The organism is Streptomyces brasiliensis (assembly GCF_014647875.1).
Lineage (GTDB): Bacteria > Actinomycetota > Actinomycetes > Streptomycetales > Streptomycetaceae > Streptomyces > Streptomyces brasiliensis.
On the sequence record NZ_BMQA01000025.1, the window covers coordinates 79,837 to 102,885 of the forward strand.

At 69.9% G+C, this 23,049-nt stretch carries 20 protein-coding genes; 14 read left to right on the forward strand and 6 right to left on the reverse strand.

Annotation, left to right across the window (positions count from 1 at the left end; translation table 11 throughout):
* The first annotated feature begins 43 nt into the window (after positions 1-43).
* The 8 genes from IEZ19_RS29885 to IEZ19_RS29920 all read left to right on the forward strand — a co-directional run bounded on the left by IEZ19_RS29885 (position 44) and on the right by IEZ19_RS29920 (position 8,905).
* On the forward strand, positions 44-850 hold the full coding sequence (locus tag IEZ19_RS29885) for an alpha/beta fold hydrolase (protein WP_189314425.1): 807 nt from the start codon (positions 44-46) through the stop codon (positions 848-850).
* 82 nt (positions 851-932) lie between these two features.
* On the forward strand, positions 933-1,979 hold the full coding sequence (locus IEZ19_RS29890; protein WP_189314426.1) for an LLM class flavin-dependent oxidoreductase: 1,047 nt from the start codon (positions 933-935) through the stop codon (positions 1,977-1,979).
* A gap of 61 nt (positions 1,980-2,040) precedes the next feature.
* The gene (locus tag IEZ19_RS29895; RefSeq protein ID WP_189314466.1) at positions 2,041-3,204 is read left to right on the forward strand and encodes a thiolase family protein; all 1,164 of its coding nucleotides are present in this window, start codon (positions 2,041-2,043) and stop codon (positions 3,202-3,204) included.
* Entirely contained in the window at positions 3,204-3,992 is a 789-nt protein-coding gene (locus IEZ19_RS29900) for an SDR family NAD(P)-dependent oxidoreductase (protein WP_189314427.1), read from the forward strand. The genes IEZ19_RS29895 and IEZ19_RS29900 overlap by 1 nt, the downstream gene beginning before the upstream one ends.
* An 11-nt stretch (positions 3,993-4,003) precedes the next feature.
* Entirely contained in the window at positions 4,004-5,188 is a 1,185-nt protein-coding gene (locus IEZ19_RS29905; RefSeq protein WP_189314428.1) for an acyl-CoA dehydrogenase family protein, read from the forward strand.
* A 24-nt stretch (positions 5,189-5,212) separates the two neighbouring features.
* Entirely contained in the window at positions 5,213-7,612 is a 2,400-nt protein-coding gene (locus IEZ19_RS29910; RefSeq protein ID WP_189314429.1) for a thiamine pyrophosphate-binding protein, read from the forward strand.
* A gap of 16 nt (positions 7,613-7,628) precedes the next feature.
* Positions 7,629-8,114 carry a nuclear transport factor 2 family protein gene (locus IEZ19_RS29915; protein ID WP_189314430.1) on the forward strand — a complete coding sequence of 162 codons (486 nt, stop codon included), beginning with the start codon at positions 7,629-7,631 and terminating at the stop codon, positions 8,112-8,114.
* Between the two features lie 302 nt (positions 8,115-8,416).
* Positions 8,417-8,905, forward strand: coding sequence for an SRPBCC family protein (locus IEZ19_RS29920; protein WP_189314431.1), 489 nt, complete (start codon positions 8,417-8,419; stop codon positions 8,903-8,905).
* On the opposite strand, the gene IEZ19_RS29925 is transcribed toward IEZ19_RS29920, so the two are convergent.
* Positions 8,877-9,665, reverse strand: coding sequence for an enoyl-CoA hydratase (locus IEZ19_RS29925; protein WP_229841007.1), 789 nt, complete (start codon positions 9,663-9,665; stop codon positions 8,877-8,879). The two genes, IEZ19_RS29920 and IEZ19_RS29925, sit on opposite strands and share 29 nt — an antisense overlap.
* Before the next feature lie 111 nt (positions 9,666-9,776).
* Between IEZ19_RS29925 and IEZ19_RS29930 the strand changes: the two genes are divergently transcribed.
* The 5 genes from IEZ19_RS29930 (at position 9,777) to IEZ19_RS29950 (ending at position 15,307) form a co-directional block, all read left to right on the forward strand.
* A complete protein-coding gene (locus IEZ19_RS29930; protein WP_189314433.1) occupies positions 9,777-11,015 on the forward strand; it encodes a cytochrome P450 in 1,239 nt (412 codons plus the stop codon).
* A gap of 1 nt (position 11,016) precedes the next feature.
* The gene (locus tag IEZ19_RS29935; RefSeq protein WP_189314434.1) at positions 11,017-11,964 is read left to right on the forward strand and encodes an SDR family NAD(P)-dependent oxidoreductase; all 948 of its coding nucleotides are present in this window, start codon (positions 11,017-11,019) and stop codon (positions 11,962-11,964) included.
* Positions 11,965-12,033: 69 nt separating this feature from the next.
* A complete protein-coding gene (locus IEZ19_RS29940) occupies positions 12,034-12,354 on the forward strand; it encodes a hypothetical protein (RefSeq protein WP_189314435.1) in 321 nt (106 codons plus the stop codon).
* Positions 12,351-14,213: a 2-oxoacid:acceptor oxidoreductase subunit alpha gene (locus IEZ19_RS29945; RefSeq protein WP_189314436.1), complete on the forward strand. Its 1,863-nt coding sequence runs from the start codon at positions 12,351-12,353 to the stop codon at positions 14,211-14,213. The genes IEZ19_RS29940 and IEZ19_RS29945 overlap by 4 nt, the downstream gene beginning before the upstream one ends.
* Positions 14,210-15,307, forward strand: a complete 1,098-nt coding sequence (locus IEZ19_RS29950; protein ID WP_189314437.1) for a 2-oxoacid:ferredoxin oxidoreductase subunit beta — start codon at positions 14,210-14,212, stop codon at positions 15,305-15,307. Before IEZ19_RS29945 ends, IEZ19_RS29950 begins: the two co-directional genes overlap by 4 nt.
* Before the next feature lie 12 nt (positions 15,308-15,319).
* Here IEZ19_RS29950 and IEZ19_RS29955 read toward each other — a convergent pair whose 3' ends face one another.
* Positions 15,320-16,552: an Rv3169 family protein gene (locus IEZ19_RS29955; RefSeq protein WP_189314438.1), complete on the reverse strand. Its 1,233-nt coding sequence runs from the start codon at positions 16,550-16,552 to the stop codon at positions 15,320-15,322.
* 472 nt (positions 16,553-17,024) lie between these two features.
* Here IEZ19_RS29955 and IEZ19_RS29960 point away from each other — a divergent pair, with 472 nt between their 5' ends.
* Entirely contained in the window at positions 17,025-18,092 is a 1,068-nt protein-coding gene (locus IEZ19_RS29960; RefSeq protein ID WP_229841009.1) for a phosphotransferase family protein, read from the forward strand.
* A gap of 231 nt (positions 18,093-18,323) precedes the next feature.
* Here the strand turns inward: IEZ19_RS29960 and IEZ19_RS29965 are convergent, their stop codons facing one another.
* The 4 genes from IEZ19_RS29965 to IEZ19_RS29980 all read right to left on the reverse strand — a co-directional run bounded on the left by IEZ19_RS29965 (position 18,324) and on the right by IEZ19_RS29980 (position 22,795).
* Positions 18,324-19,100 (reverse strand): SDR family NAD(P)-dependent oxidoreductase, encoded by a 777-nt coding sequence (locus IEZ19_RS29965; RefSeq protein WP_189314439.1) that lies wholly within the window; start codon positions 19,098-19,100, stop codon positions 18,324-18,326.
* A 66-nt stretch (positions 19,101-19,166) separates the two neighbouring features.
* On the reverse strand, positions 19,167-19,934 hold the full coding sequence (locus IEZ19_RS29970; RefSeq protein WP_189314440.1) for a crotonase/enoyl-CoA hydratase family protein: 768 nt from the start codon (positions 19,932-19,934) through the stop codon (positions 19,167-19,169).
* 471 nt (positions 19,935-20,405) lie between these two features.
* Complete coding sequence (locus tag IEZ19_RS29975; RefSeq protein WP_189314441.1) at positions 20,406-21,653, reverse strand: phosphotransferase; 1,248 nt, start codon at positions 21,651-21,653, stop codon at positions 20,406-20,408.
* On the reverse strand, positions 21,650-22,795 hold the full coding sequence (locus tag IEZ19_RS29980) for an epoxide hydrolase family protein (RefSeq protein ID WP_189314442.1): 1,146 nt from the start codon (positions 22,793-22,795) through the stop codon (positions 21,650-21,652). Before IEZ19_RS29980 ends, IEZ19_RS29975 begins: the two co-directional genes overlap by 4 nt.
* Between the last annotated feature and the right edge of the window lie 254 nt (positions 22,796-23,049).

Genomic DNA, 23,049 nt, shown 5'->3' on the forward strand with positions numbered 1-23,049 from the left:
GGCCGAAGTCCCCCTGATCCTCCGCGGTGGAGCTGGAAGGATCGTGGCCGACGTCCGTGAACCGGCCATGCCCGCCACCGCGCGCGGACTGGTCGTCCTGCTGCACGGGGGAGGCCAGACCCGGCATTCCTGGAGCCGCGCGGCCGAGACCCTCGCGGGTGACGGCTGGACGACCCTGACCTATGACGCGCGGGGGCACGGCGAGAGCGACTGGGCCGGGGATCAGGACTATTCCATCGAGCGGTACATCGACGACCTCGAATGCGTCCTGGACCAGCTGGGCAGGGGCCGCCCGGCCTGCGTGGCCGGCGCATCCCTCGGCGGTATGACGGCGCTCATGGGGCTGGCCCGGCGTTCCGATCTGACCGACCGGCTGGTGCTGGTCGACATTACGCCCCGGCCGCACCCGGCCGGCATCGAACGCATCAAGCGCTTCATGACGGCACACCTCGACGGGTTCGAGACCCTCGCGGAGGCCGCGGAGGCCGTCGCCGACTACAACCCGGGCAAACGGCGTTCGGGTCAACAGAACCTGCACCGCAACGTGCGCCTCGGTGCTGACGGACGGTGGCGGTGGCACTGGGACCCCGCGATCCTCCCGGAGGGCAACGAGGGGCAGAACCCGCTGGTCTGGCCGGACGAGGCGGTCGCCGCCGCGAAGTCGGTCACTGTGCCCACGCTGCTGGTCGCGGGCGGTGCCAGCGACGTCGTGCGGGAGGACGAGGTGGGCGAGTTCCTCGCGGTGATGCCCACGGCCCGCGCGGTCACGCTCGATGGTGCGGGCCACATGGTCGTCGGTGACCGCAACGACGCTTTCGTGAAGGCGATCCGCGCTTTCCTCGACGATTGACCCATTAATCTAAGGGTGTTAGATTAATGGGCAGCAAGGCTCGTTGCCGTACGCCCTGTCGGCCTGACGTGAAAGAGGCTCCATGAAGTTCAACCTGATGTCGCTGGGTGATCTCGTCACCGACCCCGTGACCGGTGTGCGGAGCACCAACGCGCGCCGCTACAAGATGTTTCCCGAGATGGCGGCCCTCGCCGAGTCGGCCGGCTTCAACGGCATCAATATGGGCGAGCACCACGGGATCGAGTACATCTACTCGGCTCCGCCCGTCGTGCTCGGCGCCATCGCAGAGCGCACCACCACACTGCGCCTCGGCACCGCCGTCACCCTGCTCGCCAACCTCGACGCGCTGCGCATCGCCGAGGACTACGCCACGGTCGACGTCCTGTCGGACGGGCGGGTCGACGTGGTGCACGGGCGGGGCAACTTCTTCGCCTCGACCTACACCCTCTTCGGCCAGAGCCTGGACGAGTCCGCGGCCCGCTTCAAGGAGAACGCCGAACTCGTCGACAAACTCTGGACCGGGGACCCGGTGCACTGGTCCGGCCGGTTCCGGGCGTCGATCAACGGCGAGGCACTGCAGCCCGCTCCGATCCAGCGAGCCCGCGACTGCATGTGGATCGGCGGCGGCAGCTCCCTGGAGTCCGTGGAACTCGCCGCTCGCCTCGGGTGGAAGCTGATGCTCCCCAGCGCCTTCGGCGATCCGTCCTTCTTCGTCAAGGTGGTGGACCACTACCTCGCCACCTGGGAGCAATGCGGTCACGACTGGCAGCCGGAAATCGGTGCCGGCTGGCACGTCTGGGTCGGTTCCGACAGTCAGTCGGCGCGGGCACAGTGGGAACCGCGGTACCGCGCCTACCACGCCTGGATGAACGAGCTGCTCGGCGTGGTCAACCCCTCGATCCCCAAGCAGAACCAGCGCCCCTTCAACTTCGAGTGGCTCACGACCAAGGGCCCGGCCATCGTCGGCAGCCCGGACGAGGTCGTCGACCGGATCTCGCGGCTGAGCGAGCAGCTCAAGGTCACCACGCACCTTGCCTACATGGACATGGGCGGTATGCCGGAGAAGGAGTTGTTCAGCGCCATCGAGCTCTTCGGCAGCAAGGTCATCCCACAGCTCGCGGACGCCTGACCCGGTCCCGTCGCCCTGGCTCCGCCCTCACCGTCCCACCCAGGAGAAATCCATGCCATCGTTGTCTCCTGCCGTCGTCGTCGACGCGGTGCGTACCCCCTCCGGCCGTGGCAAGCCTGGCGGCGCCCTGTCCGGAAAGCACCCGGCGGACCTGCTGGCCACGACGCTCGCGGCCTTGGTCGAGCGCACCGGGATCGAGCCGACGCAGATCGACGACGTGATCGCCGGCTGTGTCGGGCAGGCGGGAGACCAGGCCACCAATGTGGCCCGCACCGCACTGCTCGCCGCAGGTTACCCGGAGTCCGTGCCGGCCACGACCGTCGACCGTCAGTGCGGCTCCTCGCAACAAGCACTGCATTTCGCGGCCCAGGGTGTGATGAGCGGTGCCTACGACGTGGCGGTCGCGGGCGGTGTGGAGTCCATGAGCCGGGTGCCGCTCGGATTCCCGGGCCGCGACGGCAAGCCGTTCGCGCCCCTGACGCGTCGCTACCCCGAAGGTCTGGTCGGCCAGGGCGTCTCGGCCGAGATCATCGCGGGACGCTGGAAGCTCGACCGGCGGGAACTGGACGAGTTCGCGGCACGCTCCCACGAACTGGCCGCGGCCTGCGCCCGCGCCGGAGGCTTCGCCCAAGAGATCGTGCCCCTCGGGGAGTTGACCGCCGACGAGACCGTGCGGCCCGGCACCACCGTCGAGCAACTGGCAGGCCTACGTCCCTCGTTCCAGGATGCCGCGCTGGGGGAGCGCTTCCCCGAGATCGGGTGGCACATCACGCCGGGCAACTCCTCGCCCCTCACCGACGGAGCCTCCGCCGCCCTGGTGATGAGCGAGGCGAAGGCCGCGGCACTGGGCCTCACACCCCGGGCACGGCTCACCGGCTTCGCCGTCACGGGCAGCGATCCCCTGCTGATGCTCACCGGAGTCATCCCGGCCACGCAACGCCTGCTCGACCGTGCCGGCCTCACGGTCGACGACATCGACGCCTTCGAGGTCAACGAGGCGTTCGCGCCCGTACCACTGGTCTGGGCCCGCGAGCTCGGCGTAGACCTGACGAAGATCAACCCGCGTGGCGGCGCTATCGCCCTCGGCCACCCGATGGGCGCATCGGGCACGCGGATCCTCGCCACCCTGCTCGGCCACCTCGAGGCCACGGGAGGCCGACGTGGTGTGATCACCATGTGCGAAGGCGGAGGAATGGCCAACGCGACTCTGGTCGAGCGGATCTGATGGCGAGCGGCCAGTCGGCGCCGAGGACCGGCGTCGAACAGTTCTCCCTGACCGGCAAGGTCGCGATCGTCACCGGTGCGAGTTCCGGGCTCGGGGCTGGTTTCGCCCGCGCTTTGGCCGCGGCCGGGGCGGATGTGGTCCTCGCCGCCCGCCGGGTCGACCGCCTCCAGGCGATCGCCCAGGAGGCAGAGAAGTCTGGGGTGCGTGCGCTGCCGGTGCGCTGCGACATCGTGTCCCCGGACGACTGTGCCGCGGTCGTCGACCGCGCCGTCGCCGAATTCGGTGCCGTCGACGTGCTCGTGAACAACGCCGGCGTCGGCACGGCCGTTCCCGCCCTGCGCGAGACCCCGGAGGAGTTCCGGCGCGTCGTCGACGTGAACCTCATGGGCGCCTATTGGATGGCCCAGTCGTGCGCCCGGGTGATGCGGCCCGGGTCGAGCATCATCAACGTCGCGAGCGCGCTTGCGCTGGTGAAGCCCTTCGCCCCGCAGGCGGCCTACGTCGCCAGCAAGGCCGGCCTGGTCGGCCTCACCCGCGACCTCGCCCAGCAGTGGTCGGGCCGCAAGGGCATCCGGGTCAACGCGATCGCCCCGGGCTACTTCGCCACGGACATGACCGAACCGATTCCCCGTCCGGCGCTCGCCGAGTTCCTGGAGCACAGCACATCGCTGAAGCGGCTGGGCGAGCCGCACGAACTCGACGGCGTCGTGGTGTTCCTCGCCGGCGACGCTTCGACGTACGTCACCGGCATCACGCTGCCCGTCGACGGCGGCATGTCCGGCCACTAGGAGCGCAATTCATGAGCACTTCCCTGCAGGAACGCATGTGGGACTTCATGCGCGAGGAGGTCTTCCCGGCCGAACCGGTCTGGGCGGCCCATCTGCGCGAGCACGGCGAGCACAGCTACCCGCCGGTGATGGAGAAGCTGAAGGCGTCCGCCCGTGATCGCGGGCTGTGGAACCTCTTCCTCCCCGCGGTCTCCGGTCTGTCGAACGCCGAGTACGCTCCCATCGCCGAGATCACCGGGTGGTCGCCCGTGATAGCGCCCGAGGCGATCAACTGCCAGGCTCCGGACACCGGCAACATGGAGACACTGGCCCTCTTCGGTACCGACGAGCAGAAGAAGAAGTGGCTCGAACCCCTCCTCGCGGGAGAGATCCGCTCGGCATTCGCGATGACCGAGCCCGGCGTGGCCTCCTCCGACGCCACCAACATCTCCACCAGGATCGTGCGGGGGGGCGACCACTACGTCATCACCGGGCGAAAGTGGTGGATCAGCGGCTCGGCGGACGAGCGCTGCCAGGTCTTCATCGTGATGGGGAAGACCGACCCCACCGCGCCTACGCACCGTCAGCAGTCGATGGTGTTGGTGCCGCGCGGCGCGCCCGGCCTCACGATCGAGCGACACCTGCCGATCTTCGGCTACCAGGACCAGCACGGCCATTCGGAGCTGGTCTTCGACGCTGTGCGGGTGCCGGCCGCGAACCTCCTCGCCGGCGAGGGCGACGGGTTCACCATCGCCCAGGCCAGGCTCGGCCCCGGCCGGATCCACCACGCGATGCGGGCGCTGGGCATGGCCGAGAGGGCCCTGGCCCTGATGGTTCGGCGCGCCGGGGAACGGGTCGCGTTCGGGCAGCGGCTGGCCGACAACCCCGTGGTCCAGCAGCTGATCGCCGACTCCCGGATGGATATCGACCAGGCCCGGCTGCTGGTGCAGCACACGGCCCGGCTGATCGACCAGCGCGGAGCGAAGGCGGCACGCGGGGAGGTCTCCCAGATCAAGGTGGTCGCACCTGCCGTCGCCACCCGGGTCGTCGACCGGGCGATCGAGGTCTTCGGGGGCGCCGGCGTGAGCGACGACCTGCCACTCGCCTACTTCTACGCGTGGGCGCGGGTGCTGCGGATCGTCGACGGGCCCGATGCCGTGCACCGGCGCACCGTCGCCCGCGAGGAACTGCGACGGGAACGACCCTTCGTCGGCTGAGCGACGAGTGACCGGGAGACACTGATGACCCCCATCAGAACCCACCCCTCGCCACCGGCGGGTGCCGCGGCCGACCGCGGGCCGCTCCTGCAGGCAACCTCGGCGAGTGGCAACGGGCCGGCGGACGAACTGACGGTCCTGGAGTCGCTCGAGCGCCGCACCCTGTGGCTGGCGACGGCGATGATCGACCACGCCAACCGCGGACGTCCGAACCGGTCCGGGCTCAAGGTCGGCGGCCACCAGGCCTCCAGCGCCTCGATGGTCAGCATCATGACGGCGCTCTGGTTCGGTCGTCTGACCGCCGAGGACCGGGTGTCGGTCAAGCCGCACGCCTCGCCGGTCCTGCACGCCATCAACTACCTGCTGGGGTGGCTGGACCCGTCGTATCTCACCCGCCTGCGGGAGTACGGCGGACTGCAGAGCTATCCGAGCCGGACCAAGGATCCGGACCCGGTCGACTACTCGACGGGCTCGGTGGGGATCGGGGCGACCGCGCCGATCTGGGGCGCGGTGGCCGGCCGCTACGTCGACGACCGCACCGGAACCCGGCGCCGTGGACGGCAGTACTCGCTCGTCGGCGACGCCGAACTCGACGAGGGAGCGGTCTGGGAGGCCGTCCTCGATCCCGCCACGGCAGAACTCGGCGAAGTCGTATGGATCGTGGACCTCAACCGCCAGTCCCTGGATCGTGTGGTGCCCGACATCGCCGTCGGTCGGCTGCAGCAGATGTTCGACGCGGCCGGGTGGCAGGTACTGACCGTCAAGTACGGGCGGAAACTGCAGGCCCTCATCGACCTGCCGGGCGGCGACGCTCTGGAGCGCCGGATCGACGAGATGCCCAACCCGGAGTACCAGCGGCTTCTCCGCTGCGACGCCGGCGAACTGCGCCGCCGCCTGCCCGGCATCGGGGCCGGCGCCGACGCGGTGGAGACTGTCATCGCGGGCATCGACGACGCCACCCTGGTCGAGGCCATCCGCGACCTCGGCGGGCACGATCTGCCCGCAGTCCTCGACGCCTTCGACCGGATCGACGACACACGTCCCACCGTCGTCTTCGCCTACACGGTCAAGGGCTACGGGCTGGCCAGTGCGGGACACCCCCAGAACCACTCGAACCTGCTGACCTCCGAGCAACTGCGCGATCTGGCCGTGCGCACCGGGGCCGACCCGGCCGATCCCTGGGCCGCCTTCCCCGAGGACAGCGCCGAAGGACGGCACTGCGCCGCGGTCGCGGCCCGACTTGCCCGGCCGCCGTTGGTGCCCTCGGCACCTCCGGTCGTACCGACGGACCTTGGCCGGACCCCGAACGGACGTGCGTCGACGCAGCAGGCACTCGGGCGCACCCTGCTCGACCTGAGCCGGTCCGCGCCGGACGTGGCGGCTCGGGTGGTCACGGTTGCACCCGACGTCGCCTCCAGCACCAACCTCGGAGGGTGGCTCAACAAGGCCGGCACGTGGTCCAGCACGGCGAAGCGCGACTGGTTCGCCGACGACGCCGAAACCCTGCTGCGCTGGTCGGAGCGACCCACCGGCCAGCACATCGAACTCGGCATCGCCGAGGTCAACCTGGTCGGGCTCCTGGGTGAGCTCGGCGCGACGTGGAGCCGCTGGGGGTACCCGCTCTTCCCGATCGGAGTGGTCTACGACCCCTTCGTGGGACGGGCTCTGGAGCCCTGGTCGTTCGGGATGTATGCCGGGGGACAGTCGATCCTGGTCGGTACCCCGTCGGGCGTCACTCTGGGACCCGAGGGCGGCGCCCATCAGTCGGTCACCACACCCTCGATCGGTCTGGAGCAGCCGGGCTGTGTCGCCTTCGAGCCGGCCTTCGCCCTCGAGGCCGAATGGTGCCTGCTCGACGGCCTGTCCCGATTGGGCCGCGAGGGCGGCAACTCGACATACTTGCGGCTGTCCACGCGACGCGTCGACCAGTCGCTGGCGCGGATACCGACCGAGGCGGCCGCCCGCGAGCGGCGCCGTCGGCAGGTGCTCGCGGGCGGCTACCGGCTGCGCACCACGCCAGGCGCGCGGGTCGCGATCGTGGCCATGGGCGCGATGGTGACCGAGGCGGTCGCCGCGGCCGACCGCCTCGCGGCCGGTGGCCACCACGTGGACGTCGTGGTGGCCACCAGCCCGGACCGGCTGATGCGCGCACAGCGGGCCCGCGACGGCCTGGAGCCCGGAGACAGCTGGATCCTGGACCAGATGTTCCCGCAGCGGCGACCGCAGGCGCTGGTGACCGTGCTCGACGGCCATCCGCACACCCTGGCATTCCTGGCCGCGCACACCGGTGGGCGCGGCATCCGCACGCTCGGAGTGACGCGCTTCGGTGAGTCCGGCGACCTGCCGGATCTGTACGCCGCGCACGGCATCGACACCGACCACGTCGTCCGCGCGGCGCTCGATCTGCTCGACCGACCCGAATGACAGGATGGAGGTACGCATGACCGTCCACGATCTGTCGCCGCTCGAACGGCTCCTGGCGATCGAGGAGTGCAAGCGGCTGATGGTGGAGTACGGCCGCCGAATCGACCACGGCAGCGCAGTGTCCGTCGCCGACCTCTTCACCGAGGACGGTGCCTGGCGTTCCCCCACGATCGACGCCGTCGGACGGGACCAGTTGCGTGCCTTCTTCGCCAGGCGGGACGCGCTGACGGACCGGGTGACCCGCCACATCGTCACCAACGTCACCGTCGACGTGCGGGACGCCGATCACGCCTTCGGTGTGTCCGTCGCCGTCGAACTCCGGGACGACCGGAGAGCCGACGGCCTCGCGGTCGACACCCGCCCGGCCATTGTCGGGGACTACGAGGACGAGTTCGCGTGCGTCGACGGCCGGTGGTTCTTCCGCGAGCGCCGGGTGGTCGTGGGGTTCAAGCGAGAGTCCGAGGTACTCATGCGACCCACTCCGACCGGAACAACGCACTGACACCCGTAGGTGTCGGGACCGCGGAGCACCTGGGCGGTACCGCAGGGGCCGGCGGGCGTGAGCGCGTCCGCGATGTCGTGCGTGGCCAGGGGCAACCTGTCCCGCGGCGCCACGTGGCGCCAGGGTCGGGATTCCCGATACGACGGTGTCCCGCGCGAAGAGCCGGCGTCTGGCCGGCCGGGCCAGGGACCGCAGAATCTCCCGGCGGTCGGGCACCGGCCGGTCGGGGCAGGGCGGTGACCGCGTCGACGCACGAACAGGCGCGATCGCCGCGGACGGACCACCATCACCCTGGAGGAACCATGAGCCGCGCCTACGTCAGCGACGTCCTGCCCGCGCCGGTCGACACCGTCTGGGCGGTGCTGGGCCGCTTCGAGGGCATCGCGGACTTCGTCGAGAAGCTGTCCGGGGGCGAGCTCGAGGGCGACGCGGGACCGGCCGTCGGCGCGGTGCGGCGACTCGTGATCCGTGACGGAGGCCAGGTCGTCCGCGAGCGGTTGGTCGGTATGGACGCCGTCGACCGCTCGTACTCCTACGACTTCCCGCCCGGGGAGAACCCGTTCCCGGTACGCAGTTACCGGGCCACCATCCGGGTCCGTCCGGTCACGCGGACGAACGAGACCTTCGTCGAGTGGTACGGCGACTTCGACTCCGACGCCGACGTCGAGGCGGAGATGCGCGAGGCCTTCGTGAGCCGGTACTCCACGTTTCTTCGGAACCTGTGCGGCCACCTCGGCCTGCCGTCTGCGGACCAGTCTTCACTCAGCTCTGGGCGCGACCTCGCTCGATGACCGCATCGGCCCGGGCGGCGACGTTTTCCGGGCGGAACATGCGGTCCGCCCAGGCCAGTGAGCGGGAGCTTTCGCGCCGCATCGCCTCGCGGAGAGTCGATGCGGCGTTGTCGCGGTAGAGGGCCAGATACTCGGCGGCGATCTCCGGGTCGAGTTCGGCGACCTGATTCGCCGTCTCCCGGGCGGTGGCGACGAGCTCTTCACCCCTGACGACCCGGTTGACCAGCCCCCAGGCGAACGCCTCGTGGGCGCCGATCAGGCGCCCGGTGAGGCTCATCTCCCGAGCTCGCCGCACTCCGACAGCCTGGGGGAGCAGGTAGGAGAGGCCCCAGCCGGGCAGTACGCCGACTCGGGCGTGGGTGTCGCCGAAACGAGCCTCCTCCGAGGCGATGACGAAGTCGCAGTGCAGCACGATCTCGAGGCCACCGGTGACCGCCGGGCCGTTCACCGCACCGATGACCGGCTTGCCCGGACGGTGCCACGGCCCGTGATCGCCGGCCGAGGGCCCCGCCAGCCGCATGTTGTCCCCGGTCTCTCCCAGTTCGCGCAGGTCGAGTCCGGCACAGAAGGCGGTTCCGGCGCCGGTCAGCACGACCGCGCGGACGGTTGCGTCGCCGGCGAGCCTGGCCATGGTCGTGCTGAGCTCCTGGATCAGCCGGGAGTTGAGCGCGTTGCGCTGCCGGGGCCGGTTGAGTGTGACCGTCGCGACCGCCTCGTCGTACTCGATCAGGACGCAGGCAGGGGTGTTCGTGGAGGACACACCAAGCTCCTTACAGCGATGGGTTTGTGGCCCAAGGGTGACAGGCATCACTCGGCCGCACCAGAGCCAATCGCTGTTAGATTAACTCGCCCGACGCATTGAGGAGGATCCGTGACCGACGACCGAAGGCAGCGGCATCTCGTGGACCTCGACAACCGTCGAACGGAGCTGGCGGGAGAGCTCTTCGAGACTCTCGCAGAGATGCAGACCCGGTGCCCCGTTGCGTGGAGCGAGGCATCCGGTGGCTTCTGGGCGCTGCTCAAGCACGCCGACATCGTCACCGCCTCGGCGGACTGGGAGACGTTCACCGTCACCGACGGCATCATGATCCCGCCGACCGGCAAGTCGATGCCGGTGATCCCGGCCGAACTCGACCCGCCCCGTCATGGGGCGTTCCGCAGGCTGGTCCTCCCGCACTTCACACCCAAGGCGCTCGGCCCCTGGGAGGCCGACATCCGCCGGATCGTCGCGGACGGCTTCGCGCCGTTGGCCGAGCGGGGCCGCGCCGACCTGGTCACCGAGTTCGCTCGCCCTGTTCCGGTTCTCGTGATCTGCCGCGTCCTCGGCATCCGGTCGGACTGGGAGCGTATCCACGACCTCGGTGAGGAGTTCATGGCGGCGTTCGCCGACACCGACCACCCCGAACGGGGCAAGGCCGCGGCCGAACGGCTCGAGGCCTTCCTGGCGGAAGAGATACGCGTACGGCGCGGCCGGCCCGCGCAGGACCTGCTCGGACAGCTGGTCAACGCCGAAATCGATGGTGAGCCCCTCTCGGACACCGAGGCGCTCGGCTTGGTGCAACTCCTGGTGGTGGCGGGCCACGGCACCACGGTCGACGGGATCGGGACGATGGTCTACCGCCTGATCACCGAACCCGGTGTCCGCGACAAACTGCTCACCGATCCCAGCCTGGTGCCGAGGATGATCGACGAGTGCCTGCGGCTGCACCCGCCGGTCTGGAACATGGCCCGGACCGTGCGGCGCGAGACGACCCTGCGGGACGCGGAGTTGTGCCCCGGCGAAAAGGTGATGCTGGCCTTCGGAGCGGCGAACTACGACCCCGAGAAGTTCGCCGACCCGTTCGCCTTCGACCTCGACCGCCTGGGCCTGACCCAACACCTCACGTTCGGCAGCGGCCGGCACCGATGCCTCGGGGAGGGCCTGGCCAGGCTGGAGCTCAGGACGGTCCTCGAGTACCTCCTGGAGGAGCTTCCGCCGCTCGAGCTCGACGGCCCCGTGGTGTGGGGCGGCCACACCAACTCCCACGGGTTGCGCAGCCTCCCGGTGCGGGTCACGGACGCCGGCCGTAAGCCCGTGCGCGCTCGGACACCGGGTGATGCGGATGTCTGACATGGGGGAGCGTCTGCAGGGTTTCGGGTTCGCGTCCACCGTCGACGAGGTCGTCGAGGGCGTCGACCTCACGGGTCGCACGGCGATCGTGACCGGTGCGACCTCGGGAATCGGGGCCGAGACCGCTCGAGCCCTCGCCCTGACGGGGGCCCGGGTCGTGCTCGCCGCACGCCGCACCGGCGCCGCGGCGGAGATCGCCGCACGGCTCAGCAGGCAGACCGGCAACGACCGCATCGAGGCGCGTGAGCTCGACCTCGCCGACCCGCGCTCGGTACGTCGGTTCAGCGACGACTGGACCGGACCCGCGCACATCCTCGTCAACAACGCCGGAATCATGGCGCTGCCCGAGTTGGTACGCACGCCGTACGGCTGGGAGCAGCAGCTCGCGACCAACTTCTTCGGTCACTTCGCGCTGGTTCAGGGCCTGGAGAGGCCGTTGGCCGAGGCCTCGGGCTCGCGCGTGGTGTGCCTCAGCTCCGCCGCGCACCTTCGCTCGCCGGTGGTGTTCGACGACCTCCATTTCAAGTACCGGCCGTACGACCCGTGGCAGGCATACGCGCAGTCCAAGACGGCCGACGTACTGCTCGCCGTCGAGATCACGCACCGCTGGTCCGACCGCGGCGTGCGGGCCAATGGCGTTCATCCCGGCATCATCCACACCGAACTGCAGCGGCACATCCAGTGGGACGCGGCAGGTCTGCCCCTGAAGTCCGTCGCCCAGGGCGCCGCCACATCGGTCCTCCTCGCCACTGCCCCGGAGCTCGAGGGACTGGGAGGCGCGTACTACCAGGACTGCCGGCCGGCTCGGGTCGTCGAGGAACGCTCCCCGGGCTACTCCGGGGGTGTGGCCCCCTATGCCCTGGACCCGGCCAATGCCGAGCGGCTCTGGGACACCGCGGTGGCCGCACTGGCCTCCGGATCGGACGGGTTCGTACGGCGACAGGCTTGACCATAATCCAACGATGATTGATACGGGTGCGTCGCCGCCCGCCCACGCGCAACGAGGAGAGGAGCCGTCATGCAGGTACGCGTCACCGCCGAGGGGATCACCATCCTCGACCCCTCCCTGCTGACCGCACTGTCGGTCGTCACCGAGCTCGATGTCCATGCCACGCCCCGGGCATTGGTGGCAGACGGCCTGGCCCGGGACACCGACGAGGGGGCCACCGGACACGGACACGTATGGCTCGACGTCGCCGAACTCGGGCGCCGTGCACAAACGCCCCGCGACGCCGAATGGCGAAAGCGGTACGACGCGATGATCGCCTACGCCGCGGACAAGGGCTGGGCCGATGACACCCGCTCCGTGGTCCGCGCCCACCTGGAGGCACCCCGATGAGCGAACGAGTGACCGAACTGGACCGGGTGGTGATCCGGTTCGCCGGCGACTCCGGCGACGGCATGCAACTGGTGGGGGACCGGTTCACCCAGGAGGCGGCCGTCTTCGGCAACGACCTCTCCACTCTGCCGAACTTCCCGGCCGAGATCCGGGCACCGCAGGGCACGATCCCCGGCGTGAGCAGCTTCCAGATGCACTTCGCCGACCACGACATCCTGACCCCCGGTGACCGGCCCGATGTCCTGGTGGCGATGAACCCGGCGGCGCTGCAGGCCAACGTCGGGGATCTGCGGCCGGGGGCCACGGTGATCGTCGACACCCACGACTTCACGGGACGGAACCTGGCCAAGGCGGGGTACTCCGCCAGCCCGCTGGAGGACGACGCGCTGGCCGCCTTCACCGTCCACGCACTCGACCTCACCGGGATGACCGTCGAGGCGGTCAAGCAGTTCGGGCTCTCCCGCAAGGACGCGGCCCGTGCCAAGAACATGTTCGCGCTGGGTTTGTTGTTGTGGCTGTACGGCCGCGAGGTCGACGGCACGGTCACCTACCTCGAAACCAAGTTCGCGAGGAAGCCTGAGATCCGCGATGCCAACGTCACCGCACTGCGCGCCGGCTGGAACTTCGGCGAGACCACCGAGACGTTCGCCGTCTCCTACAGGATCAAACCGGCCGCCATGGCCCCGGGCCGCTACCGGAACATCACGGGGAACACCGCCCTGTCCTACGGCATCGTGGCCGCCGGGCGCCTCGCGGGGCTCCCGGTGTTCCTCGGGGCCTACCCGATCACGCCGGCCTCCGACATCCTCCACGAGCTGAGCAAACAAAAGAACTTCGAAGTCACCGCCTTTCAGGCCGAGGACGAGATCGCAGCCATCGGTGCGGCCCTGGGAGCGGCGTACGGCGGTCGGCTCGGCGTCACGACGACGTCCGGGCCGGGCGTGGCACTCAAGGCGGAGACCATCGGCCTGGCGGTGATGCTCGAGGTGCCGCTGCTGATCGTCGACGTCCAGCGGGGCGGACCGTCGACCGGCCTGCCGACCAAGGCCGAGCAGGCCGACCTGCTGCAGGCGATGTACGGGCGCAACGGCGAGGCACCGCTGCCGGTGGTCGCGCCACAGTCCCCAGCGGACTGCTTCGACGCCGCCGTCGAGGCGGTGCGCATCGCCGTCACCTACCGCACTCCCGTGATGCTGCTCTCCGACGGCTACCTCGCCAACGGCTCCGAGCCGTGGAGGCTCCCGGACGTGGCGTCCCTGCCCCGCATCGAACCGGGCTTCGCGACCCCACCATCCGACGGGCAGCGCTTCATGCCCTACGCCCGTGCCCCCGAGACTCTGGCCCGGCCCTGGGCGCCTCCCGGTGTCGCGGGGCTCGAGCACCGCATCGGTGGCATCGAGAAGAAGGACGGCACCGGGGACATTTCCTATGACCCCGACAACCACGACTTCATGGTCCGCAGCCGGCAGGCCAAGGTCGACGCGGTGGCCAGGTCGATTCCCGCCCTCGAAGTGGACGACCCGGGCGGCCGGGCCCGCGTGCTGGTCATCGGCTGGGGTTCGACGTACGGCCCGATCGGCGCTGCCGTACGCCAGGTGCGTCGCCGGGGACTCGACATCGCCCAGGTGCATCTTCGCCACCTCAACCCGTTCCCGCCGGATCTGGGCGACATCCTGTCCGCCTACGAACGCGTGGTGTGCCCGGAGATGAACCTGGGTCAGCTGGCCACGCTGCTGCGTGACCGCTATCTGGTCGATGTACGGCGCCTCACCACCGTGCGCGGCATGCCGTTCGCCGCCGAGCAGCTCGCGCAGGAGCTGCTGACCCACCTCACCGAGATCTCGCAGGAGGCCTCATGACGGTCACCGACCTTCCCGTCTCCACGCTCGCGGACGGGAACAGCGGCACCGCACTGGTCCCGATCGCCGACGCCCCCCAGAGCGGCAAGGACTTCACCAGCGACCAGGAGGTCCGCTGGTGCCCCGGCTGCGGCGACTACGCGGTGCTCAAAGCCGTCCAGGGCTTCCTGCCCGGCCTCGGCCTGCGCCGCGAGAACATCGTCTTCGTCTCCGGCATCGGCTGCTCCTCGAGGTTTCCCTACTACCTCGACACCTACGGGATGCACTCGATCCACGGCCGTGCTCCCGCCATCGCCACCGGCATCGCCACCGCCCGCGAGGACCTCTCGGTGTGGGTCGTCACCGGTGACGGCGATGCCTTGTCCATCGGCGGCAACCACCTCATTCACGTCCTGCGCCGCAACGTCAACATGACGATCCTGCTGTTCAACAACCGGATCTACGGACTCACCAAGGGGCAGTACTCGCCCACCAGCGAAACCGGCAAGATCACCAAGTCCACTCCCGCGGGTTCGGTCGACCACCCCTTCAACCCGGTCTCCCTCGCCCTGGGAGCCGAGGGCACTTTCGTGGCGCGCACCGTCGACTCCGACCGCAAGCACCTCACCTCGGTGCTGTCGGCCGCGGCCGCCCACCGCGGCACCTCCCTGGTGGAGATCTACCAGAACTGCCCCATCTTCAACGACGGCGCCTACGGCGTCCTGAAGGACCGTGACTCCGCCGCCGACGCGATCATCCCGCTCGTCCATGGCGAACCCGTCCGCTTCGGCGCACCCGCCGAGGACGGCCAGGGACGGCTCGGCGTCTTCCGCCGACCCACCGGCGAGGTACATGTCGACCACGTCACGCCCGCGAACAGAGAACGGATCGTGGTCCACAACGCGCACGCCGACGACCCGACCGTCGCGTTCGCGCTTTCGCGGCTGACGGCGTCGGGCGAGATAACCCGCGCCCCGATCGGCATCTTCCGTGCGGTCCGGCGCCCCACGTACGACGACCGGGCTCGTGCTCAGGTGGTCGCCGACCGCGAGCAGAAGGGCGACGGGGACCTTCAGGCTCTCATCGAGGGCCCGGACAGCTGGGAGGTGCGCTGACCGGTCGCCCGGTCAAGGAGTCGCTTCGGTAATGCCGTAGCGGGGGTAGGGCCCCAGCACGCTGCAGTCGACGTGGCAGGTGCCGCCGTCGTACCTCCGACCACCGGGGGAGCGCAGCACGACGTGGCAGGTGAGCACTGTCCCGGTCTCCGGCTTGCCGGCGTCCGCCCGCATCCGGAAGCGATCCTCCCCGGGAGCGACGGGAACGTTGGCCAACGGAGGCATCGGCTGCACGGAGATGTCGACCGGCTCGTCCCACTCGATAGCCAGTTCCTCGGAGCCGTGGAAGGAGTGGAAGTTTCCGCCGTCGCGCCAACTCCCCACGGAGTAGCCGAGGGTGCGGGGGGACCACGGCATCATGGCCCGCTCGAAGTCCACCTCCCACGTCGCCCCCGCCGCGTCCGTGAGCCGGAAGCTCGCCGTGCGCAGGAGGCGGGTCCCCGGCTCGAAGGTCATGTCGTGCTCGTAGGTGGCCAGGTCGACGCCCTCGTCGTCGGGCCCGAGGTGTATGCGCCCTTCGAAGGGACTGCTGAAAACGTCCGTCATCCCTGCCTGGGAGCCGTCGGAGAGCTCGTTCGCCTGGAAGAAGCCGCCGGGTCCACCATCGGGGAACGAGAAGATGGTCCAGAATCGCAGTGCGCGCGGCCGACTCCGCGGTGGGGTGGGCGGGAGGTGCGACGGGTCCGGCGCGAAGGGCGGGCGTTGCACGTACAGGCCCCAGGAATGGTCACGCGCCGCTCCCCAGCGCTCCGGGGTGACGTCGATCGTCCTGCCCCGGAAGCTGATCCACCCCGAGCCGCGGCCGGGCTGGTTGTACCGGGACTGGTCGGTGGTGACACGGCCGCGCTGTTCCACGTAATGATGCGCCTCCAGGATCGGGGGAGTGGCGGCCTGCCAGAGGACGTCGAAGGCGAGTCCGGAGTCGTTCTCCTCCAGGACCAGCCTCCACTGCCGCATCGGCTCGAGGTTCTCCAGGCGCAGCGGTCCGATCCGCAGGTCGAAGTCACGACGCCAGCAGCGGTTCGTGCGGACGACGAACTGGTGGTCGTCGACGACCAGTAGGGCTGCGCCGCCGACCATGTCGGTGTTGGGGTTGACCCGGAAGTTGACGTCCAGGAACTGCCGGTCCACCGGGTTCATCAGGCCGAAGTAGTAGCCGTCGTCCCAGCCGTAGTCGGTGGACGGGACCATGCTGAACGGCCGGGAGCTCTGGTGAACGGGAAACTCGTCGTACGGCGTGAGCACTGGCTGTCCTTTCCCTCAAGGAAAAAACCCATCGTGGTTTGGGTAACTGCTGCCCATGTTCGAGGGCCGCGTCATGGAACGTGGCCGGACGGGATCGCGTCCGGCCCGGCGCTCTCCGCGATGTGCAGGGAGCTTTGTCCGGTTGTTCGTGGGGTCGTCGCAATGTTGAACGTGCGCTCGATACCGGTGAGAACGCTGACGAGGGGCGGTTGTTGCGAGGAGAGGACCAGAGCCGAGAGGGCGAGGAGCAAGAACGGCAATGTGTCGGTGCCCGCGTGCGGTGTCCGTCGCGTATCCGCCTCCCCCCGGGATGGTCGGCCGGGCGGTCCGGCGGCCTCATGCTACGCTAAACCAAACGGCAATTGATATAATGGGTCGTTCGTGGAGAGGGACGATCACGTCACACCCGGCCCGCCCCGGCCACCACACGGTCCGGGGCCGGAGGCCGCTGCGACCGTCAGAAGGAGCATCCGTGAAGACCGAGCCACCTGCGCACGTCGGCCGGGACATGACCAATCTGAGCCGGGCGGAACTGGACGCAGTCGCTCGTTGCATGGCGGGAGCCGACGAAGCTCCCGCAGGTCCGCTCGAGGCGACCCTGATCACCGGCGGGCGGTCCAACCTGACCTACTCGCTGAGCGATGGGGCGTCCCTCTGGATACTGCGTACGCCACCCCGTGCGGGTCGTACGCCCTCTGCGCACGACGTGGCACGTGAGTTTCGCGTGACGTCCGGGCTGCGCGGGAGCGGTGTACCCGTCGCGCGGCCGGTCGTCCTCTGCGAGGACGAGTCGGTCCTCGGCGGTGCCTTCACGGTCGTGGAGTACGTCGACGGCCGCAGCATACAGTCGCGCGACGACCTGGCCGGCCTCGACGACTCGCAGCTGGCCCGTGCCATGGCCTCGTTGACGGAGACGTTGGCGGCGCTGCACCGCGTGGACCATGTGGCCGCCGGACTCGAACGCTTCGGTCGGCCCGACGCGTACGCACAACGACAGCTGTACCGCTGGCGAGGGCAGTGGGATCTGGTCGCTCCGGAGGACGAGGAGATCCGAGCCTCGGCGGCCGAACTCGAGCGGCGGCTGACAGCAGCTGTCCCGGAGCAGCGTTTCACCGGGATCGTGCACGGCGACTTCCGCATCGACAACACCATCCTGCGACACGGTCATCTTCCCGAGGTGGCAGCCGTTGTCGACTGGGAGCTGTCGACGATCGGTGACCCCGTGGCAGACGTGGCCATGATGTGCGCCTACCGGGACGAAGCCCTCGATCTCATCCTCGGCGCCCCGAGCGCCTGGACGAGTGACCGGTTGCCCGATGCACCCTCATTGGCGGCGGCCTACGAGGCGGCGGGCGGCGTAGCGCTCGACCACTGGGACTTCCACCTGGCCCTGGCCTACTACAAGATCGGCACAATCGCGGCCGGCATCGAACACCGGCGCCGGGCCGGCGTCGGAACGGGCCCGGGCTTCGCCACCGCCGGGCGTGCGGTGCCCCGGCTGATGGCGGCCGGTCTCGCGGTGGGATCGCTCCGGACGTAGTGCGTCGCGAGGCGCTGCGGGCGGAAGCACCGCCGGCTCCGGCCACCCGGCAGCGGCCCGCTGTGTCGGCGTCCGTAACCACGCTCTCCTCGTGGCCACTTGGCGGTTTGGTCCGGAATGCGGAATCGCCGGGCGACCAGCGACCATCTCGTACCCGCGCCCGGACACCACCGACCCGATCAGCGGAAGGGATCACCCGCGAAGCGAGCCGGTGGGTCCGGGCTCGGGACGTTACCGAGGAGGCATCCTGATGCCACCGTCCACCCGCACGGTCTCGGCATTGAGGTAGTCGTTCGTGAGGAACTCCAGGACCACGCGGGCGAGCTCCTCCGGCAGGCCCAGGCGCTTCGGGAAGAGCACGTGGGAGCCCAGCTGTTCCTTGAAGACCTCGGCGTCCTGACCTTCGCCGTAGATGGGTGTGTCGATCAGACCAGGGGCGACGGTGTTCAGGCGGATTCCCGCCGCCGCCAGGTCGCGGGCCACCGGAAGTGTCATGCCGACCACGCCTCCCTTCGAGGCGGCATAGGCCGCCTGACCGATCTGGCCGTCGAAGGCCGCGATGCTGGCCATGTTGACGATCGCGCCGCGCTGTCCGCCCGAGTCCGGCTCGTTGGTGCTCATGGAACTGGCCGCCTGGCGAACGACGTCGAACGTGCCGATCAGGTTGATAGCGATGATCCGGGTGAATGACTCGAGGTCGTGCGCCGATTCGAGGGCACCGTCGCGGCCTATGGTCCGCCGGGCTCCGCCGACCCCGGCGGAGTTGACCACGGCCCGCAGAGGCGCGACGCGAGTCGCCGCCGCGACCGCGTCGCGGATCTGACTCGTCTCGGTCACGTCCACCGGGGCGAACACGCCTCCGATCTCCGCGGCGAACGCCTGACCCTTGGCCTGTTGCACGTCGGCGACCACGACATGGGCCCCTTCTGCCGCGAGACGGCGAGCGACCGCTGCGCCGATCCCGGACGCCGCTCCCGTGACCAGAGCGCTGTATCCCCTGATGTCCACGTTACTTTCTCCTCCTGCCGATCAATGGGACGGATGCCGGGCGCCATGCCCACGGAACGTCGGCCGTCATCGGCCACGCCAGACCGGGAGGCGTTTCTCCGCGAAGGCGCGTGCCCCTTCGGCGGCATCGTCGGAGGCGAAGACCTCGTCGACGAACGGCTGCTGGCGCTTCCAGCCCTCCTCCGCTGTCCAGTCCGGGGCTGCGCTCGCGATCTGTTTGGCTCTCAGGACCGCCAAAGGGCCGTTCTCGGCCACCTTCTGCGCCAGGGTCAGAGCGGCCTCTCGCGCGCCGCCGGTCCGCGTCACGCGGTTGACCAGGCCGATCTTCGCGGCTCTCGGCGCGTCGATCGGTTCACCGGTGAGCAGCATCTCCAAAGCCAGCGCGTGCGGCACCCGATTGGGCAGGCGCAGTGCGGCGCCGGCGGCCGGGACGAGACCGCGCTTCACCTCGGGCACACCGAACCGTGCCGTCTCGGCCGCGACCACCATGTCGCAGGCCAGCGCGAGTTCGAATCCCCCCGCCAGCGCCCAGCCCTCCACGGCGGCCACCATCGGCTTGCGGGGCGGTGTCATCGTGATGCCGCACAGCCCCCGGCCTTCCAGGCTCGGAGACTCACCCCTCAGGAAGGCCTTGAGGTCCATCCCGGCGGAGAAATTTCCGCCGGCCCCCGTCAGCACGGCGGCTCTCAGCTCCTCGGACGCGTCGAGTTCGTCGGCTGCCTCGGCGATGCCCTCGGCCACGCTCCGGTTCAGCGCGTTCCGGGCCTCCGGCCGGTTGATCGTGACGACCAGCACGGCGCCCATCCGTTCGGTCAGGACTTCCTTCGAGCTCACATCTCTCCATTCGAGTTGTGCCGCACGTGGATGCGACGACCACGCGGCACGCCGACGTCCCGCCGCGCGTTCATGCAAATTGCGACCCACATCGAGGAGGGGGCAGGAAGGCGTGTCCCCGCCACATTACCAAGCGCTGATTGATTAAGTCATCGCCCTCGCCACGGCGGTGCTGGAACCGGCCCCGGACGACGACTCCGCCTCGAGGGCGCGCAGAGCCGCAGCCCGGGCGATCAGGGCAGGGCAGGGCACGAGCGTCGCCTGGGACAACGCATACGGCGACGCCCGCCCCACCGTCGATGGACTGGCGGGACGGGCGCCCGCAGGGTCAGGGCCGATGACGACGGGACGTGCGCCGCCTCAGAAGTGCGCAGTACTCCGCCTCATGCTCTCCCGGAGCCGATACCAGGACAGTCGCCGTCGGCTGACTCGCCCCGGACCGTGCCGGGGCGAGTCAGCCGCGAGCGCACCTCACCCACCCGGTGCCTCACGGAGGAGCGCGACGGGCTCGTGGTCCTCGACTGCGGTGGCGGTCCTGGCCACCATGTCGAGGCTGACCTCGTCGGGCTGCATGTCCGGCTGGAGAGCGCCGTGGCCGATGGTGCTGAGCCAGGCGTAGTACGGCCACAGTGACTGCCGCCGATACGCGGTCCAGGCCTCCTGCCACGTCGGTGGCTCGCCCCCGGCCGCGTCGAGCCGGTGGAGATAGTGCTCCAGCAGATCGCGTTCCCAGTCGCGCCGGTCCTCCACGGTCAGGCCGCCGGTGAGCAGGTAGGAGACGTCGTACGCCCACGAGCCGCGAAGCACGCACTGCCAGTCGGCGAAACCCATCCGGCCGTGCTCGGTGACGTAGGTGTTGCCGATGTGCGGGTCGCCGTGCAGCAGTGTGACGGGACCCCGCCCGAGCAGCCGCAGTCCGGCCATCATCGGTTTCAGATCGCGGACGGACCGGGCGGCGAGGGCGGACGGGATGACCCTGCGTCCGCGCTCGGCGCCGAGCCGGGCGATGACCTCCCAGCCGAAGAAGTCACCGGCCCGGCCGACGTAGTCCGCGGGTGCGTTGACCAGCGGACGCACCTCGGGCGAGTTCCAGAACCGGCCGTGCCAGGTGGCCATCTGGTCGAGCAGCCCAGTCATCTCGTCGCGGGTGACGTAGCGGGCCGGCACCAGGAACTCCGCACCCTTGGTGCGCACCAGGTCCTCGATCAGTGAGATCGAGCGCCATGACACCGGGTCGAAGGCGCCGTAGTAGCCGAGCGGCGCTTCGATGTCGAGGCGCGGGCGGAAGTCGCGGAAGAAGGTCGGCTCGCCGGAGATGTTGCCGATGAAGCCGAGCATGATCCGCTGCCGGTAGGCCGCGGTGGTCTTCGCGAATACCGTCGGCGGGAGGCCGGCCTTCTCGCCGGCCGTGTTGTACCGCAGGTCGATCTGCCAGCGCGTCGAACTGCCCGCCGAGTGCGGGGTCGCCTTCGCCCACTCCACCCGGGCGTCGGGGATGCCGCGGCACAGCGCTGCCGTGAGCCACTCGGGCGTGACATCGGCGGGCGTGGCCGGGACGTCGCCGTACCGGTAGGCGAGTGGCGCCACCAGCTTCTCGCGCGCCACCTGGAGTGCGACCGCGGCCAGCCGGGCACGGCGGTAGGGCCGGGAGGCGGGGACTCCTGTGCCGTGATGGACCTCCCGGGCCCACCGCCGCACGGCCTGGACGGGTCCGGTCATGACAGCGCCCGAGCGAAGCCGCGAAGGTCCTCGACCACCAGGTCGGGCTCCTCGAGCGCGGCGAAGTGGCCGCCGCGGTCGTGCTCGGTCCAGTGGACGACGTTGTTGGTCTTCTCGACGAGCCTGCGGATCGGGACCGACATCTCGCGCGGGTAGACACCGCAGCCGGTGGGCGTGGCGTTGAAGTCCGGCACGCCGGCCTCGCCGGTCCGGGCCTGCTCGTAGTAGAGCCGGCCGGCTGAGTTGGCGGTGTTGGTGAGCCAGTACATCGAGACGTTGGTGAGGAAGGTGTCGACGTCAACCGCCTCGTCGGGGGAGTCGGTCCAGTCGGTCCAGGCCGCGAACTTCTCGGCCATCCACGCGAGCAGGGAGACGGGGGAGTCGCTCCACCCATAGGCCACGGTCTGCGGGCGCTCGGAGAGCAGGTGGAAGTAGCCGATCGAGAAGTCCCGTGACATGTAGTCGTCGAGTATGGCCCGCTCGCCGACGGTCAGCTCGTCGAGCCCGTCGGTGCCGGCGAACGGAGGGGAACAGAAGAACGTCGTGAGGTGCACTCCGGTGACCCGGTCCGGTGCCTGGATCGCCACGTCACGACCGATCCGCTCGCCCCAGTCGCCGCCGTGCACGAGGAACCGGTCGTGACCCAGCTCGGTCATCAGGGCCGTCAGCGCACGAGCGACCCGCTTCGAGCCCCAGCCGCTGTCGGGCACAGGGCCGGAGAACGTGTAGCCGGGCAGTGACGGCAGCACGACGTGGAACGCGGGGTCCTCGGCGCTCCCGCCGTGGGCCTCCGGGTCGGTGAGCGGGCCGATGGTGTCGAGGTACTCCAGGTACGAGCCCGGCCAGCCGTGGATCAGCAGCATCGGCTGCGCGTCGGCGCGGGGCGAGCGGACGTGGACGTAGTGCACATTCGTTCCGTCGATCGTGGTGGTGAACTGCGGCTGCGCGTTGAGACGTTTTTCTGCCCTGCGCCAGTCGAAGGTGTTCCTCCAGTACGTCGCCAGCTCCTGCACCCGGTCCAGCGGCGCGCCGGCGGACCAGCCCACGCCGGGCAGCATGTCGGGCCACCTGGAGTCGTCGAGACGGCGGTGCAGTTCGTCGAGGGCGGCCTGCGGGATGGAGACGGTGAACGGTCGGGGCATGACGGGCTCCTCAAGAACGTGAGCAGGCGGTTGGGGACCAGCCCTGGTCGGGGCTGCCGGACTGTCCGACATGGGCGGCTGTCGCGGCGGACTTGGCTCCGCCGGACCACCTCCTGTGCCTCTCCGGCCCGTTGACGCGGCCCGGAAGAGTGATTGCCGCAGGGCGTCTTCGCATCGTCGTGAGCCGGAGCCGGATCGGAGCCGGACACGACGGTGCGGTCAGCGTCGTTCGGGCCAGTCGGGAACACGTCCAC

What these genes read in the sequence shown, in the direction of transcription:
- IEZ19_RS29950 (WP_189314437.1), top strand. Translation starts at nt 14,210, where the DNA reads ATGACGGTCACCGACCTTCCCGTCTCCACGCTCGCGGACGGGAACAGC.
- IEZ19_RS29975 (WP_189314441.1), bottom strand. Translation starts at nt 21,653, where the DNA reads ATGACCGGACCCGTCCAGGCCGTGCGGCGGTGGGCCCGGGAGGTCCAT.
- IEZ19_RS29945 (WP_189314436.1), top strand. Translation starts at nt 12,351, where the DNA reads ATGAGCGAACGAGTGACCGAACTGGACCGGGTGGTGATCCGGTTCGCC.
- IEZ19_RS29915 (WP_189314430.1), top strand. Translation starts at nt 7,629, where the DNA reads ATGACCGTCCACGATCTGTCGCCGCTCGAACGGCTCCTGGCGATCGAG.
- IEZ19_RS29940 (WP_189314435.1), top strand. Translation starts at nt 12,034, where the DNA reads ATGCAGGTACGCGTCACCGCCGAGGGGATCACCATCCTCGACCCCTCC.
- IEZ19_RS29935 (WP_189314434.1), top strand. Translation starts at nt 11,017, where the DNA reads ATGGGGGAGCGTCTGCAGGGTTTCGGGTTCGCGTCCACCGTCGACGAG.
- IEZ19_RS29905 (WP_189314428.1), top strand. Translation starts at nt 4,004, where the DNA reads ATGAGCACTTCCCTGCAGGAACGCATGTGGGACTTCATGCGCGAGGAG.
- IEZ19_RS29900 (WP_189314427.1), top strand. Translation starts at nt 3,204, where the DNA reads ATGGCGAGCGGCCAGTCGGCGCCGAGGACCGGCGTCGAACAGTTCTCC.
- IEZ19_RS29980 (WP_189314442.1), bottom strand. Translation starts at nt 22,795, where the DNA reads ATGCCCCGACCGTTCACCGTCTCCATCCCGCAGGCCGCCCTCGACGAA.
- IEZ19_RS29890 (WP_189314426.1), top strand. Translation starts at nt 933, where the DNA reads ATGAAGTTCAACCTGATGTCGCTGGGTGATCTCGTCACCGACCCCGTG.
- IEZ19_RS29910 (WP_189314429.1), top strand. Translation starts at nt 5,213, where the DNA reads ATGACCCCCATCAGAACCCACCCCTCGCCACCGGCGGGTGCCGCGGCC.
- IEZ19_RS29920 (WP_189314431.1), top strand. Translation starts at nt 8,417, where the DNA reads ATGAGCCGCGCCTACGTCAGCGACGTCCTGCCCGCGCCGGTCGACACC.